The sequence below is a fragment of the Vibrio sp. genome (genome assembly GCF_048266485.1).
Lineage (GTDB): Bacteria > Pseudomonadota > Gammaproteobacteria > Enterobacterales > Vibrionaceae > Vibrio.
The window spans coordinates 1-16529 of the sequence record NZ_JBLWZK010000016.1 but is presented as its reverse complement, the minus strand read 5'-3'; the positions used below and the strand labels follow the sequence as shown (position 1 = coordinate 16529).

The 16529-nt window shown below is 41.0% G+C and carries 16 protein-coding genes and 2 pseudogenes; 12 read left to right on the top strand and 6 right to left on the bottom strand.

Annotated elements, in window-relative coordinates; all coding sequences use genetic code 11:
- Positions 1–68: 68 nt before the first annotated feature.
- The 3 genes and pseudogenes from dapF to lptM all read right to left on the bottom strand — a co-directional run.
- Positions 69–899, bottom strand: coding sequence for a diaminopimelate epimerase (gene dapF, locus ACN0T8_RS14385; RefSeq protein ID WP_417881315.1), 831 nt, complete (start codon positions 897–899; stop codon positions 69–71).
- A gap of 61 nt (positions 900–960) precedes the next feature.
- Positions 961–2214 carry a diaminopimelate decarboxylase gene (lysA, locus tag ACN0T8_RS14380; protein ID WP_417881314.1) on the bottom strand — a complete coding sequence of 418 codons (1254 nt, stop codon included), beginning with the start codon at positions 2212–2214 and terminating at the stop codon, positions 961–963.
- 152 nt (positions 2215–2366) lie between these two features.
- Positions 2367–2456 (bottom strand): annotated as a pseudogene (gene lptM, locus ACN0T8_RS14375) (LPS translocon maturation chaperone LptM); the annotation flags it as partial.
- A gap of 95 nt (positions 2457–2551) precedes the next feature.
- On the opposite strand from lptM, the gene cyaY reads away from it, so the two are divergent.
- A complete protein-coding gene (gene cyaY / locus ACN0T8_RS14370) occupies positions 2552–2866 on the top strand; it encodes an iron donor protein CyaY (protein WP_417881313.1) in 315 nt (104 codons plus the stop codon).
- 286 nt (positions 2867–3152) lie between these two features.
- A complete protein-coding gene (gene tusA, locus ACN0T8_RS14365) occupies positions 3153–3401 on the top strand; it encodes a sulfurtransferase TusA (RefSeq protein ID WP_417881312.1) in 249 nt (82 codons plus the stop codon).
- Positions 3402–3451: 50 nt separating this feature from the next.
- Here tusA and ACN0T8_RS14360 read toward each other — a convergent pair whose 3' ends face one another.
- Together ACN0T8_RS14360 and ACN0T8_RS14355 are read right to left on the bottom strand one after the other, a co-directional pair.
- Positions 3452–3688, bottom strand: coding sequence for a hypothetical protein (locus tag ACN0T8_RS14360; RefSeq protein WP_417881311.1), 237 nt, complete (start codon positions 3686–3688; stop codon positions 3452–3454).
- A gap of 74 nt (positions 3689–3762) precedes the next feature.
- Entirely contained in the window at positions 3763–4311 is a 549-nt protein-coding gene (locus tag ACN0T8_RS14355) for a manganese efflux pump MntP family protein (protein ID WP_417881310.1), read from the bottom strand.
- A gap of 192 nt (positions 4312–4503) precedes the next feature.
- Here ACN0T8_RS14355 and glyQ point away from each other — a divergent pair, with 192 nt between their 5' ends.
- The 8 genes from glyQ (at position 4504) to ACN0T8_RS14315 (ending at position 14723) form a co-directional block, all read left to right on the top strand.
- Complete coding sequence (gene glyQ / locus ACN0T8_RS14350; RefSeq protein WP_086959066.1) at positions 4504–5457, top strand: glycine--tRNA ligase subunit alpha; 954 nt, start codon at positions 4504–4506, stop codon at positions 5455–5457.
- A gap of 2 nt (positions 5458–5459) precedes the next feature.
- On the top strand, positions 5460–7526 hold the full coding sequence (glyS, locus tag ACN0T8_RS14345; protein ID WP_417881309.1) for a glycine--tRNA ligase subunit beta: 2067 nt from the start codon (positions 5460–5462) through the stop codon (positions 7524–7526).
- Positions 7527–7733: 207 nt separating this feature from the next.
- Entirely contained in the window at positions 7734–8981 is a 1248-nt protein-coding gene (locus ACN0T8_RS14340; protein WP_417881308.1) for a valine--pyruvate transaminase, read from the top strand.
- 26 nt (positions 8982–9007) lie between these two features.
- Positions 9008–9940, top strand: coding sequence for a phosphatidate cytidylyltransferase (locus tag ACN0T8_RS14335; protein WP_417881307.1), 933 nt, complete (start codon positions 9008–9010; stop codon positions 9938–9940).
- Between the two features lie 55 nt (positions 9941–9995).
- Positions 9996–10664 carry a lysophospholipid acyltransferase family protein gene (locus ACN0T8_RS14330; protein WP_417881306.1) on the top strand — a complete coding sequence of 223 codons (669 nt, stop codon included), beginning with the start codon at positions 9996–9998 and terminating at the stop codon, positions 10662–10664.
- Between the two features lie 113 nt (positions 10665–10777).
- On the top strand, positions 10778–11407 hold the full coding sequence (locus ACN0T8_RS14325) for a CDP-alcohol phosphatidyltransferase family protein (RefSeq protein ID WP_417881305.1): 630 nt from the start codon (positions 10778–10780) through the stop codon (positions 11405–11407).
- 65 nt (positions 11408–11472) lie between these two features.
- Positions 11473–13263 (top strand): bifunctional alpha/beta hydrolase/class I SAM-dependent methyltransferase, encoded by a 1791-nt coding sequence (locus tag ACN0T8_RS14320; protein ID WP_417881304.1) that lies wholly within the window; start codon positions 11473–11475, stop codon positions 13261–13263.
- A 59-nt stretch (positions 13264–13322) separates the two neighbouring features.
- The gene (locus ACN0T8_RS14315) at positions 13323–14723 is read left to right on the top strand and encodes a phosphatase PAP2/dual specificity phosphatase family protein (RefSeq protein ID WP_417881303.1); all 1401 of its coding nucleotides are present in this window, start codon (positions 13323–13325) and stop codon (positions 14721–14723) included.
- A 43-nt stretch (positions 14724–14766) separates the two neighbouring features.
- On the opposite strand, the gene ACN0T8_RS14310 is transcribed toward ACN0T8_RS14315, so the two are convergent.
- Positions 14767–15513: an SDR family NAD(P)-dependent oxidoreductase gene (locus ACN0T8_RS14310; RefSeq protein WP_417881302.1), complete on the bottom strand. Its 747-nt coding sequence runs from the start codon at positions 15511–15513 to the stop codon at positions 14767–14769.
- Positions 15514–15607: 94 nt separating this feature from the next.
- Here ACN0T8_RS14310 and avtA point away from each other — a divergent pair.
- A pseudogene (avtA, locus tag ACN0T8_RS14305) lies at positions 15608–15844 on the top strand (valine--pyruvate transaminase); the annotation flags it as partial.
- A 213-nt stretch (positions 15845–16057) separates the two neighbouring features.
- The coding region (locus ACN0T8_RS14300; RefSeq protein ID WP_417881301.1) for a carbohydrate-binding protein at positions 16058–16529 on the top strand (472 nt) is incomplete at its 3' end.

Below are 16529 nucleotides of genomic sequence, written 5' to 3'. Positions count from 1 at the left end.
CTCGCCTATGTGATTGAGGAGAATGAACGCCGTCAACAAAGCTGCAGATTCAAGTACGATGGGTATATTTAGCAGCTAATTTGGCCGTCATATACATGTGCCACAGGGCCTGTCATGTATAGCGGCTTACCCTGACCTTGCCAAAATATACGTAATTTTCCGCCTGGCAACTGTACCGTCACTTCTTGATCAAGCACACCTTGATCAATACCGATTGCAACCGCAGCACAGGCACCGCTACCGCAAGCTTGAGTTTCACCCGCACCACGCTCATACACACGTAACTTAACGTTTTTACGGTCAATGATTTGCATAAAGCCGGCATTCACTCGCTCAGGAAAACGCTCATGAGATTCCATTAACGGGCCGATGTTATCGACATCAAAAATATCAACATCTTCAACAATCGTCACCACATGTGGGTTACCCATGCTGACTGCGCCACAAAATAATGTGTGTTCACCTGCACGTAAAATATAGGTCTTTTCCGATTGTTTTGCTTTAAACGGTATTTTGCTTGGCTCAAAAATTGGCTGACCCATGTTAACGGTCACTGAATCTAAACTTTCCACTTTAAGCACCATGCGACCTTTTTTGGTACTGACATTTATGCTGTATTTATTAGTGAGCCCTTTCATGCGTACAAAACGGGCAAAACAGCGTGCGCCGTTACCACATTGTTCTACTTCACTGCCATCGGCATTAAAGATACGGTAATGAAAGTCAGTTTCTGGATCATAGGGCGCTTCTACCACCAGCAATTGATCAAAACCAACGCCAGTATGGCGATCGGCCAAACGACGGATCAAATCCGGCGAAAAGAAGATATTTTGAGTAATACAATCGACCACCATAAAGTCATTACCCAAACCGTGCATTTTAGAAAAATGGAAATGCATATCGCCTCATTAATTCATATAAAATGCCCCAGAGATCAAAAACTGGGGCATATTGTTTTTATTATTCTGGTAGGATATTTTCCAATTCCCACAAGCTGCTCAACTCTTCTCTCTGGCGAACAAGATGAACAGCAGAGCCATCCACCATCACTTCAGCAGCGCGAATGCGGGTATTGTAGTTAGAAGACATCACAAACCCATAAGCACCAGCAGAGCGAACTGCCAATAAATCACCTTCTTTTAGCACTAACTCGCGATCTTTACCTAAGAAGTCACCAGTTTCACAAATTGGGCCAACTAAATCATAAGTAGCAGGCTGGCCTTGACGAGGCGCTACCGGCACAATATCCATCCAAGCTTGGTACAAAGCAGGACGAATCAAATCATTCATTGCTGCATCAATCACCGCAAAGTTTTTATGCTCGGTAGGTTTGAGTAGTTCTACCTTAGTCAGTAGTACGCCCGCATTTGCTGCAATGGCACGTCCCGGTTCAAACACTAGCTCTAAATGACCGTGATTTTCTAAACGAGATAATAAGGCTTTGGCATACTCAGACGGTTGTGGCGGCAATTCATCACGATACACCACACCTAGACCACCACCAACATCAAGGTGACGAATATTAATGCCTTGCTCTGTCAGTTGGTCAATCAGCGCAAGTAAGCGATCAGTCGCGTCAATAAATGGCGCAAGGTCGGTTAATTGAGAACCTATATGACAATCAATGCCTTGTACATCGAGGTTTTCTAAACTATGCGCAAATTTATACACTTGCGGCGCACGATCAAACGCAATACCAAATTTGTTATCACGTAAACCAGTCGAAATATAAGGGTGAGTATGTGCATCAACATCTGGGTTAATACGGAGAGAAATCGGAGCAATCACACCCAGCTCACCGGCGACTTTATTTAAGCGCTCAAGCTCAGGTTCAGATTCCACATTAAAGCACTTAATACCAAGCTCTAACGCACGCTTCATTTCAGCGCTGGTTTTACCTACCCCAGAAAACACTACTTTTTTCGGATCGCCACCTGCAGCAATCACTCGCTCAAGTTCACCACCAGATACGATATCAAAACCAGAACCTAAACGAGCCAATACATTAAGCACACCAATGTTCGAATTGGCTTTCACGGCATAACAAACTAAATGCGGGTGATCAGCAACCGAGGAATCAAATGCTTTCCAATGGCGCTCTAATGTGGCACGAGAATACACATAAAGAGGTGTGCCATGTTGTTGTGCCAATTGCGTAAGAGAGACGTCTTCAGCCCAAAGCTGACCATCATCCTGATAATTAAAAAAATCCAATGTTCTCTTCCTTATTCTGCGTCTTGAGCCTCTGCAGGCTGAGTCGATTCTGTCGCGGGTTCTGGTTGCTCCGTTTCTACAGGTTTAACGGTTACAGTTCCGCCATCTGCACCTGAAATAGAAACCTCACCAGTATTAACCGGCGTTGGCTCTTCATCCGGTAAGTAAAGTGGCCCAGTTTGACCACAACCAGCTAAACCAAGTACGGTTAATGCAAGTAAGCTAAAAGTTGTTTTTTTCATTGTGATATCGTGATTAATGATTCAATGCCCCCTATAATCGCACCACACACAAGAAAAGCAATAGCCAAGCTATCTCAACCAATAGGATGAAACCAATGAACGATACGGAATTCCACCAATTAGTCGATATTCAGATGACACAAATTGAAGAAGCGATTGATGATTCTGGCGCAGATATCGATTATGACGTGTCAGGTAATGTGATGACACTCGAATTTGAAGACCGTAGCCAAATCATTATTAACCGCCAAGAACCAATGCATGAAATTTGGCTAGCATCAAAATCCGGTGGCTACCATTTCAAATATAATGATGGTGAGTGGATTTGCTCAAAAACAGGCGCAGAACTTTTCAGCCTAATAAAAACTGAATGTGAGAAACATGCCAACGAAACCATTGAGTGGGCATAACGCCAAAGGTTTAAAGACTGAAGAAAAAAGAAAACCGCTATTCGTGAATATTCGAATAGCGGCAGCAAATAAGCGAATTAACTATAATACCCAAGTAACTTAAACATGTAGAATTCAGATTGGAAGCAAGAGTTAGTCCATTCCATCAATAATAGATACACTGAACTCACGCCATTAACACTAGTAAATAAAACTCGCTTTACTAAATCCCGATTGCCTTTTTTTTCTCCATCAGTATTATCTCGGTTCATTTTTCGTCACATATCACACTAAGAGTTAAACGGTTATGTCATTCAACCCTAAAAATGCCAGTAAAACATTGGATGCCCTAGGCTTGCGCTGCCCAGAGCCAGTGATGATGGTAAGAAAGACGATTCGTACCATGCAAGATGGCGAAATATTATTAATCACCGCCGATGATCCATCGACCACTCGTGATATTCCGAGCTTCTGCCGCTTTATGGACCACCAGCTATTACAAGCCAGTACCGACGACCTACCGTACCAGTTTGTGATTAAAAAAGGATTAAACTAAAAGCGGCCTATCCTTAACCAAGAATAGACCGCTGTAATATTTAGTTTAGGTTACTTATGCTCAAGCCGAGTTAACCGCACCGTCAGCTCGGTGAGCTGTTTCTTCATTGGAATGATGTAGAGAATTCGGATCCAAGATTCAACCGCCAGCCCGGCTAAAATAATCGCACCTGCCACCATCGGCAGCCACATATCCGTGATCATCATACCAATTAAAGTTAAGGCCAAACCAAAGGTAAATAAATAACTTTGGCTCTTTGGGGTCATACCTGCGTAACGTATCAACATCGCATCACCTCACTATTAATAGGGCTTATAAATAGTATAGTGACAAGCATGACAAATGGATGAATTAAAGATCACTAAACCAATAAAAACTTAAAGGCGATTCCTATCAATACCAAACCACCTAACAGTTCCGCCTTACTTTCCAACCAAGTACCGCTTTTACGGCCAATAAACACCCCAAGAAAACTAAACAAGAAAGTGACAATACCAATCAAAGCACAGGCTAAAAATGGATCGACATCAAGCAGCGGCAAACTAAAACCCGCCGCCATCGCATCAACACTAGTGGCAATCGCCAGAGTTAACATGACTCGGTGAGTGATCTGGCAAAAATCTTCTTCAATGCCTTCGACAAACGACTCATAAACCATCTTGCCGCCAATAAACAATAACAACACAAAGGCAATATAAGGCGCATAACCTTCAACCCAACCTAGTACGCCCTGACCACCTAAAAATCCGATAAATGGCATCAGTGCTTGCGCTACACCAAAGTAGACCCCAGCCTTTATGGCTAATGCAGTCGGTTTCTTAGTTTGGCCAACTAATTTTGCCCCTAAACCAATCGAAACCGCGAACGCATCCATGCTTAATGCTAGCGCTAAAAACAGTACATCCCACATTGCCTATTACTCACATTTATATTTTTCGTCGTTAATGGCTTTTTTGTCGCAAAAGGATATAAGTTCCTCGCTTTTCATTCAATCAATAAAGCCTTTACTGCAATAGTAGATTGAGGGTGATTCATGAACTCGCTATACTGAGGAACTATTTTTTCAATTCAAATCGCGCGAACTGAGTAGGCAAATAAAGTTATGCAAAAATATGACGTCAAAACCTTTCAAGGGATGATCCTCGCGCTGCAGGATTATTGGGCCCAAGTCGGCTGTACCATTGTTCAACCTTTAGATATGGAAGTAGGCGCAGGCACCTCTCACCCGATGACCTGCCTTCGCGCGATTGGTCCAGAGCCAATTGCTACCGCTTACGTACAACCATCACGCCGTCCAACCGATGGCCGTTACGGTGAAAACCCGAACCGTCTGCAACACTATTACCAATTCCAAGTCATCATCAAGCCTTCTCCTGACAACATTCAAGAATTGTACCTAGGCTCATTAGAAGTGCTTGGCATTGACCCACTTATTCACGATATCCGTTTCGTGGAAGATAACTGGGAAAACCCAACACTAGGCGCATGGGGCTTAGGCTGGGAAGTATGGCTAAACGGTATGGAAGTGACTCAGTTTACCTACTTCCAACAAGTCGGTGGCCTAGAGTGTAAACCGGTTACTGGTGAAATCACTTACGGTATCGAACGTCTTGCTATGTACATTCAAGGTGTGGATTCCGTATACGACTTAGTTTGGACCGATGGCCCACTCGGTAAAGTGACTTACGGTGATATCTTCCACCAAAATGAAGTAGAGCAATCAACCTACAACTTCGAACACGCTGATGTGGATTTCCTATTTAGCTTCTTTGACCAATGTGAAAAAGAATGTCTGCACTTACTTGAGCTTGAAAAGCCTCTACCGCTTCCTGCTTACGAGCGCATTCTTAAAGCTGGTCACGCGTTCAACTTGCTTGATGCACGTAAAGCCATTTCGGTAACAGAGCGTCAACGCTACATCTTACGCATTCGTAACTTAACCAAAGCGGTTGCAGAAGCTTATTACGCTTCTCGTGAGGCGCTTGGCTTCCCTATGTGTCGACCAAAAGATGGGTGCAAAAGCAATGATGTGAAAAGCAAAGGCGAGGAGAAGTAATCATGGCGAAGAATTTCCTAATTGAACTGGGTACGGAAGAGCTACCACCAACGCAACTTCGCACTTTAGCTGAAGCATTTGCTAGCAATTTTGAAGCGGAATTAAAAGCCGCTGATCTCGAGCACCAAGGCGTAAAATGGTACGCAGCGCCTCGTCGTTTGGCTTTAAAAGTCAGCGAACTGGCTGAAAGCCAACAAGACAAAATCGTTGAAAAACGTGGTCCTGCGATCGCTCAAGCGTTTGATGCCGATGGTAATCCAACTAAAGCAGCTCAAGGTTGGGCGCGTGGTAATGGCATTACCGTTGAACAAGCAGACCGTTTAAAAACCGATAAAGGTGAATGGCTACTTTATAAACAAGAAGTCAAAGGCCAAGCGGTTAAAGATCTAGTGGTCGACATGGCAGCGAAAGCATTAGCGAACCTACCGATTGCAAAACCAATGCGTTGGGGTGATAAAGAAACTCAATTTATCCGCCCAGTAAAAACCCTAACCATCTTATTTGGTGAAGAACTTATCCAAGGTGAAATCCTAGGTGTGGCTTCTGATCGCATTATTCGTGGTCACCGCTTTATGGGTGAGCGTGAGTTTACTATCGATAACGCCGACCAATACCCAACGTTACTGGCTGAAAAAGGCAAAGTAATGGCCGATTACGAAGAACGTAAAGCAATTATTTTACGTGATTCACAAAAAGCGGCAGCGGCGGTTGGTGGTACGGCAGATCTAGAAGATGACCTAGTAGAAGAAGTGACGTCTTTGGTTGAATGGCCAGTAGTATTAACCGCTAAGTTTGAAGAAGAATTCTTGAAAGTGCCTTCTGAAGCCTTGGTTTACACCATGAAAGGCGACCAGAAGTATTTCCCTGTTTATGATTCAAACAAGAAGCTATTACCTAACTTCATCTTCGTATCGAACATCGAATCAAAAGACCCTCGTCAAGTGATCGAAGGGAATGAGAAAGTGGTGCGTCCTCGTCTAGCGGATGCCGAGTTCTTCTTTAATACTGACCGTAAGCGCACGTTAGAATCGCACCTTCCTGAATTGGAAACAGCGATCTTCCAAAAGCAACTAGGGACTATCAAAGACAAGACCGACCGTATCACTGAATTGGCTGGCTTTATTGCTGAGCAAATCGGTGCTGACGTTGAAAAATCAAAACGCGCTGGCCTATTAGCCAAATGTGACTTGATGACCTCTATGGTATTTGAATTCACCGACACTCAAGGTGTGATGGGCATGCACTACGCACGTCACGACGGTGAAGCCGAAGAAGTCGCTGTAGCTCTTAACGAGCAATACATGCCTCGCTTTGCGGGTGATGACTTACCAAGCTCAGGTGTGGCAGCGTCAGTAGCTATGGCGGATAAACTCGATACACTGGTTGGCATCTTCGGTATTGGCCAAGCACCAAAAGGTTCCGACCCATTTGCGCTACGTCGCGCTTCTTTAGGTATTTTGCGCATCATCGTAGAAAAAGGTTACCAGCTAGACCTAACGGTTCTGATCGCAAAAGCGAAAGAATTGCTAGGTGACAAACTGACTAACGCCAATGTTGAATCTGACGTATTAGACTTCATGCTAGGCCGTTTCCGCTCTTGGTATCAAGATGAAGGCTTTAGCGTTGATATCATTCAAGCGGTACTGGCTCGTCGCCCGACTAAACCTCTTGATTTCGACCAACGTGTGAAAGCGGTATCTCACTTCCGTGGTCTAGATGCCGCAGAAGCACTTGCAGCCGCCAACAAGCGTGTCGGTAATATCCTAGCGAAATTCGATGGTGAGCTAAGCGCAGACATCGATTTAGCACTTCTGCAAGAAGACGCTGAAAAAGCATTAGCAGAAAATGTGGAAGTGATGACCGAAGCGTTAGAGCCAGCTTTTGCTACAGGTGACTACCAACAAGCACTCAGCAAATTGGCAGACCTTCGTGAGCCAGTTGATGCTTTCTTCGATAACGTGATGGTGATGGCAGACGATGAAGCACTGAAGAAAAACCGTCTGACTATGCTGAACAACCTGCGTAACTTGTTCTTGCAGATCGCTGACATCTCTTTACTGCAAAAATAGACGTTATTGCAAAAATAAGCATTAGCATTAATCGGTAACAGAACATCACTTTGTTAACTGATAAAAGTATTAAGATTAAGCCCAAGCTATACTCAATGTAGCTTGGGCTTTTTTGTTACTCGTCTCTATGCTTACCCCTTTCTATCAATACCACAATCAGGTATGTTCATCATTCAATCAATAACTACAACGTTGGATGTAAAGGATATGCAGTTTTCTCGGTTTGGTGACAAGTTTAATCGCTACTCAGGCATTACCCAATTAATGGATGATCTCAATGATGGCCTCCGCACTCCTGGTGCCATCATGCTCGGTGGAGGCAACCCAGCCGCCATTCCAGAAATGCTCGAGTATTTTAAACAAGCCAGCACTGAGATGATCAATAACGGTGAAATGATTGCTGCCATGACCAACTATGATGGCCCACAAGGCAAGAATGTGTTTATTCAAGCCCTCGCCGATTTGTTAAAACAAACTTATGGTTGGGATATCAGCCCGAAAAACATCAGCCTCACCAATGGCAGTCAAAGCGCTTTTTTCTCATTGTTTAACCTGTTCGCTGGCAAACAAGCTGATGATAGTCATAAAAAAATCCTACTGCCTTTAGCACCTGAATATATTGGCTATAGTGATGCGGGAATTGATGACGATATTTTTGTTTCTTACCACCCTGAAATCGAGTTACTGGATAATCGCATGTTTAAATACCATGTCGATTTTGAACAAGTTCAAGTTGATGACTCGGTTGCAGCGATTTGTGCCTCTCGTCCAACCAACCCAACTGGTAATGTGCTCACCGATGAAGAAATCCGCAAGCTGGATAAATTAGCCCGTGATAACAATATTCCGCTGATCATAGATAACGCTTACGGCACGCCTTTTCCTAATATTATTTTTGAAGACGTCACGCCCTTTTGGAATGACAACACCATCTTATGTATGAGCCTATCCAAACTGGGCTTACCCGGTGTGCGTTGTGGAATTGTGATTGCCAGCGAAGCCATGACCCAAGCAATGACCAACATCAATGGCATCATTAATTTAGCCCCTTGCAGTATTGGCCCTGCGATTGCTACTCACATGATCAAACAAGGGAATTTACTGCCATTAAGCGAAAATGTGATTAAGCCTTACTACCAACACAAAGCCCAACATGCAGTCGAGCTATTACAAAGCGCGATTCCCGACCCTCGCTTTAAAATCCATAAACCAGAAGGCGCTATCTTCTTATGGTTGTGGTTTGATGAGCTTCCGATCACCACAATGGAGCTTTACCAACGTTTAAAAGCCCGTGGCGTATTGATTGTTCCAGGAGAATACTTCTTCTTCGGTCAAGATGATGAATGGGACCATGCTCATCAATGTTTACGTATGAACTACGTACAAAGCGAGCAAGATATGCAGCGTGGTATTAATATTATTGCTGAAGAAGTGAATAAGGCATATCAAAACTAAACTAATAACAATATATAGGCCTAACCATGAACAAAATCCCCACTAACTCCCTTTATATGATGGCTATCATTATTATCACTTTAGTCATCGGAACTCTTATTTATCTTTTTATTTCACGTCAAAATCCAACTAAAGATTACCAAGAGTTGAAACTTAGAATACGATCTTGGTGGTGGATGATTGGTATTGTTTTTATCGTACTTTATTTACCCTTAGCGTACACCATAGCCTTCGCTGGTTTTTTAAGCTTTCTCGCCTTAAAAGAATTTTTATCTATTGTCCCAACTCGCATGGCTGACCGTCGTGTCATTTTTTGGGCATACCTTTCTATTCCATTGCAATATTATTGGTTATATATAGGTTGGTATGGAATGTTCATTATTTTCATTCCTGTATATATGTTCTTGTATTTGCCTATGGTGGCAGTTTTAATCGGTGAAACCAAAGGCTTTATTCGTTCTGCAGGAATCATACACTGGGCATTAATGTTAACCGTATTTTGTATTAGTCACATGTCTTACTTATTGGTTCTTCCAAACAAAAACCCAGACGCAGGACCTGTTGGAATACTGTTATTTTTATTGGTATTTACTCAGTTAAATGATATCAGCCAATATGTTTGGGGTAAGAGTTTTGGTAAGCATAAGATCGTTCCTAAAGTCAGCCCGAATAAAACATGGCAAGGCTTTATTGGTGGTGTGGGAACAATCATCATTCTTTGTTATTTTGCAGCGCCTTATTTGACTCCATTAACATCAGTTCAAGGGGCGATTGCAGGTATCATTATTGGTTTCAGTGGTTTTATTGGTGACTTGGTTATTTCATCGGTAAAACGTGATTTACAGATAAAAGACACAAGTCAGTTTATCCCAGGACACGGTGGAATTTTAGATAGGGTCGATAGTTTGATCTTCACCGCACCTCTATTTTTTCATTATATCTATTATCTTTATTACTAAAAGAAAAGCATAAAACTCAAATATTAACCTTAAAATATTCAACCGAACCAATAGGATGCTGATGATCTGGCTAAAAATTATATTTGTACTATTCATCGTTAAACCATTGGTATTCATTGGCTTAGGACTAAATATCATCAACCGTCAAAACCTGCCTTTAAAAGGCCCGGTAATTGTTGCGGCTAACCATAACAGTCATCTTGATACCTTGGTTTTATTAGCTCTATTTCCTATCACACACGTTCATAAAGTTCGTCCTGTTGCAGCAGCTGACTACTTTTTTAAAAATAAATTATCGGCTTGGTTGTCCTCAAATATACTTGGCATTATTCCAATCCAACGGGCTGCAACGAAAGAAACCAAAGCAACTATTTTTGATGAATGTCATAAGGCATTAAAAAATGAAGATATTTTAATTATTTTCCCTGAAGGCAGTCGTGGAGAGCCAGAAGTGATGAGTGGGTTAAAAAAAGGGATTTATCACTTAATAGAAGAAAGTAATCATATCAATAAAAACAATCCCTGCTCTATTGTCCCTGTAATTATGCGTGGTTTAGGGTGCTCACTACCGAAAGGTACTGCTATGTTTGTTCCTTTCAACTGTGATGTTGTGTTAGGCGAAAAAATCGAACAATTTAGAGACAGTAATGACTTCGTTAATACCATGCAAAAAGCCTATGATGAGCTATCAGAATATTGCATTGTAAATAAAATGCATGAATAACTTAATTCTCCCCCCTTATAATATCAGCACAATAATTAACCAAATTATTGGTGATAATGATATTATTCAATATTCCTGAGCCCAATACTTATCAATAATGGACTAATCTCACAATGTCGGTATCTATTTATCAACTCAAATCTCGCTTTCAAGATCTTTTACGCCCATTGACGAAGGAATTATACCGCAAAAACATTACTGCCAACCAAGTCACTACCTTTGCAATGCTCATTTCAATAATAATTGGAATTGGCTTATGTTTTGCTCATTCACACCCACTACTTTTTTTAATTCTTCCAATATGGATGTTTATTCGTATGGCACTGAACGCAATTGATGGCATGTTAGCCCGAGAATTTAAACAACAGTCGCATTTTGGAGCTTATCTCAATGAATTAAGTGATGTTATTGCCGATGCTGCTTTATTCTTACCTTTTGCTTTTTTAGTAGGTGTTAATCCTTATTTAATTTTTTCCATTATTTTTATTGCGACATTAACTGAATTTTCCGGTGTACTAGGATTAATGGTAGGAGCGGAACGTCGTTATGATGGTCCAATGGGAAAAAGTGACCGTGCTTTTATATTTGGATTACTTGCTTTTCTTTGGGCATGGGGTTGGATCATCATTGATTGGATTAATATCGCCTTAATTACTATCTTATGTTTGACTATATTTACCGTCCTTAACCGTATTCGCTGTGGACTTGAGCAAGCAAGAAAAAAAGATATCAAACTAAGATAATCATAAAAACGCTCTCTAATATCAGGTTGATGACATTAATTTATTAAAATCTCCTTAAGGTAACCATGACTGAGACCATTACAGACACGCGAATCGATGAGCCACAAATAACAATGCAAAAACTAAGCTTTAACACCCATGATGATGTTGAATTAATTTATCATCATTGGTCTGCGAAAAAGCCAACGAAAGAAAAAAAAACTATCATCATGTTTCACCGTGGTCACGAACACAGTCAACGAATGGTACATTTGGTAGATGAATTAGAGCTAGATGAGTTTGAGTTTTTTGCTTGGGATGCCCGAGGGCATGGTTTATCACCAGGTGAACGTGGTTATAGTCCAAGTTTTGGCACGAGCGTTCAAGATGTGCAAACCTTTGTAAACCACCTTATTGCAGAGCACAAAATTGAACTGAGCCAGACAATTATTTTAGGTCAAAGTGTTGGCGCAGTAATTGCCAGCACTTGGGTTCACGATTACGCACCGAACATTCGTGGTTTAGTACTCGCATCCCCAGCCTTTAGCATCAAGCTTTATGTTCCTTTTGCGATTGCTGGCTTACGTTTATTAAAAGCGATTAAAGGCGATTTTTACGTCAATAGTTACGTTAAAGCCAAGCTATTGACTCATGATCAGGAGCGCATTGATTCTTTTGAAAATGATCCGCTTATCGCCCGTGCGATATCGGTGAATATGCTATTAAGTCTGCACGATGCTTCAAAACGAATTGTGGCGGATGCTCAAGCAATTACAGTGCCGACACAAGTATTAATTTCAGGCAGTGATTGGGTGGTACGCACAAAACCTCAAACAACTTTTTTTAAGTGTTTAGGCTCAAGCGATAAAGAAATGCACATTCTTCCTGGTTTTCATCACGATACCTTAGGTGAGAAAGACCGCGCACAAGCACTAACTCGTATAAATCGCTTTATTAAACAATGCTTTGCCTCTCCTATCACTCCTAAAAACTTACTTAATGCCGATAAATTTGGTTATTTCTGTTCTGAATCAGAATCTCTATCAACACCGTTACCTAAAAAATCACCTCATAAACTTTTTTGGTTAGGCTATCGTAAAATCTTATCCTACATGAGCAAATTCTCAATGGGTATCAAATTAGGCTTTGATACCGGTTTTGACTCAGGAAGCACGTTAGATTACGTCTATCAAAATAAACCCCGAGGAACAAATGCTCTAGGTAAATTTGTCGATAAACAGTATTTAAATTCTGTCGGTTGGGTAGGTATCCGCCAGCGTAAAGTTCACTTAGAAGAAATATTAACTTTAGCAATGAAAAAGCTCGAACAACGCAATGAAGAAATTCGAGTTGTAGATATTGCGGCTGGTCATGGACGTTATATTTTATCAACCATAGAGCAATCAGATATTAAACCTACATCTGTATTATTACGAGATTATAGCGAGCTGAATGTTGAACAAGGTAACGCATTAATTCAACAAAAAGGCATGCAAGGTATTGCTCAATTTGTTCGAGGCGATGCCTTTGATCAAGCCGATTTAGCACAGCTTGAACCTAAACCAAATTTAGCGGTTGTATCAGGTTTGTATGAGCTGTTTTCCGATAATGAGATGGTACAAAATTCATTGATAGGGTTATCACAAGGTATGGAAAAAGACGGTTATTTAGTTTACACCTGTCAACCTTGGCACCCACAACTGGAATTAATCGCTCGAGCTTTAACCAGCCACCGAGAAGGTCAAGCTTGGGTAATGCGTCGTCGTAGCCAAGCCGAAATGGATCAATTGGTAGCTAAGGCAGGCTTTGAGAAAATTGAACAACGCATTGATGAAATGGGTATTTTTAGTGTTTCTATTGCTAAAAAAATCAATTAATCATATTCAAATCGAGCATGACAGATAGACACGCTCAAATAGGACATACTAAAAGTACTATGACTGTTCAAGAAAAAACATCAACGTCATTATGGAAACTCCGCCTTCTTTGGCTTTGTGCCTTAGGCGTGCTTTTTAGTCTGTCCTACCAAGCAACAAATAACTACGCAGCTAGTTTGCCTTATGTCGCCAATATTCGTTTTGATTGGGAACAATACATCCCGTTAATTCCGTGGACAATTGTGCCGTATTGGTCAATTGATTTGTTGTATGCGACCGCTTTTTTTCTGCCAAACACTCGCAAAGAGCTTAATACTCTAGGCTTACGTTTGTTGTCTGCTCAAATTATTTGTTGTGTGTTATTCGTCCTGTTCCCTCTGACATTTAGCGTTGAGCGCCCGATTGTGGAAGGATTATTTGGTGAATTATTCCGATTATTGATGCTGTTTGATCAACCATTCAACCAAGCGCCCTCTTTGCACGTGGTCTTGGCTATCATCTTAAATCGTTGTTATTTCCAATATTTAAACCGTTTTTCGTCGCCATTAATGAAAACCGTACGCCTAGTGTTTATTATTTGGTTTGCACTGATCGCTTTATCTGTGTTGACCACTTGGCAACATCACTTTTTAGATCTTCCTTTAGGCATATTGGCTGGAGTCTTCATTCTTTGGTGTTGGCCGACACACTTAAAAAGCCCGTTATCTAATTTACGTTGGCGCTACCTAGTAAAAGATACGCTAGCAGACGCTTCCCTTTTACATCAAAAAAAACGTGCTCAGATTGCCTTTCGTTACTTCTCTGTCAGTTTATCGCTATTGAGTTTAGCGATCTATTTTTCAGGCATGTGCTTAACTTTAATTTGGCCAAGTACTTGCTTCTTCTTGGTTGCTTTAAATTATGCGGTTCTAGGAACTCTTGGCTTTCAAAAACAAGATAATGGACACTTTTGCCTTGCTTCGATTTGGCTATACGCGCCTTATTTTCTTGTCCTTAGATTAATCACTCGTTTTTATTCAGGTCAATCGGATCCTGCAAATGAAGTGGTTAAAGGGATTTGGGTCGGAAGAAAGCCAGATCAAACCGAGATTTTACAATATGCAGGCGTGTTAGATATGTGCGCAGAATCACCGATTTCAATTGCTCCAGGCATCCAATATGAACAACAAGCGAGATTGGATTTAATCCCCGTAACACCGCAACAATGTTGGCAAGCAGCACAAGCATTAGACAGATTAATGAAGCAAACGGATGCCAAAGGAAAAGTATTAGTATTTTGTGCTTTAGGTTATTCACGAAGCTGTACTGCGGTAATGGCGTGGTTGTTAGTCAAAGGATTAGCAGAAAATGCACAACAAGCTTTAGAGATAATGAAGAAAGCACGTCCACATTGTGTGATCCATGATTTTCATTTAAAAGCATTAGATCAAATGATCGATTTATCTGAAATTTCTCACTGAGCTTAAGTTAAAGGTCGGCCTCCTAAAAGCTGTCGTTTGTCATTTATCGTTTATTCAGTATCCAACGAACCAACTCGAGTGGCAGTAGATTCAAGCCTTTTACCATCCATTTGATTTGCCAAGGAAATATTGCAAGTGCTTCTTTAGCTTCAATCGCTTTGACAATATGCGCTACGGCGGTGGATTCTTCCATCAAAAACGCTTTTTTAGGATTCTCACCTCCTTTCAGATCTCTTAATTTTTGTGTGTTCATATAATGAGGCGCAATCACTGTAACCGAAATATTATTCTGACTAAGCTTATTTCGATATTGCTCCGCCACAGAAATCATCTGAGCTTTAAGTTGGGCATATAAGGTTGGGTTTGATGATCTAATCACGCCTGCCACTGAAGAAATCGCCACTAAATAAGCTGGTTTATTTTGAGCTTGCATTTTAGCAGCGGCCAATTTAAAGCAATGCAGAAAACCTGAACCGTTTACTCCTGTCACCTGTTGTATTTCATATTCAGTTAAATCATAACGAGCTTGAGTGAAATATTTTCCAGCACAATAAATAAAGATGTCTATTGGTTGATTTTTTCGTGACTCAAAGTAGCACTGAATTTCATTTTTTGAACAGACATCAAATTGACTAAATGAAAGATTAGCGCAATAGAGTGATTCAGGAATTTTCTCTATATCACGCCCCGTCACCTCAACTTGATGCCCTTGATTTAAATAATGACGCGCTAACGCCAAACCAATACCACTGGTCCCACCAATAATCACCACTTGCATCTTGGGTTCCATGTCATTTATCGATTAATCTTTCTTATATACTTCGTTATAACAAAAAGGGTGCCCAATTGGCACCCTTCTCTTCCTTTCGTCACTGATTAGGTTAGCAATTTTCTTATGGCTGTGGTTTGATGAACTACCGATCACTACTATGGAACTCTACCAACGCTTAAAAGCCCGTGGTGTATTGATTGTTCCAGGAGAGTATTTCTTCTTTGGTCAAGATGATGAATGGGACCATGCCCACCAATGTTTACGTATGAACTACGTACAAAGCGAGCAAGATATGCAGCGAGGCATTGAGATTATTGCTGAAGAAGTGAATAAGGCTTATCAAGGTTAAACAGCCCAACAAGTCCTAATAAAACACCAATATAACCCGTCGTATATTGGTGTTTTCCTCTCAAAAATAAGAACTTATTGATGTCCATTCATTAAAAGTTTCTAGCTTTTCTAAAATAAAACCTTCTCTTTCTTCCCCGTTAAGAAACTATTCAACATCAACAAAAAAATTAAGTAGCTTTGTTTTTCTTTTATACCTATCAAAGGAAAAGCAATGAAAAAACTATGGCTATCTAGCTTATTTTTATACTCATCTCTAAGCCATTCCTATGAAGCTTGGGACCAAAATCTCACCTATACCGCAGGAGATATGGTCACTAAAGATGGTGTCATTTATGTTTCTACACATTGGAGTAAAAATACACCACCAGTCAATAATAAAAACAACTGGGATGGATGGGTCACCTTCCCCAATAACAACCCAAATTGGGATTCATCAAATACTTATCATGGTGGTGATGTTGTTGCTTATCAGGATAAATTCTATTTAGCCAAGTACTGGAGTAGCGGAGAAAGCCCTGAGAGTAGCGATGCTTGGTTAATTTTAATCGGCGCCGATAAACCTACCTTACCCACAGAGCCAGACAACCCCTTAGATCCTGAAAGCAAAGAGGCTATTTTAGGTATCGACAGTAACAATAATGGACTTGATGATATTTATGAAGCCAAGATTGAAGAAACTTATA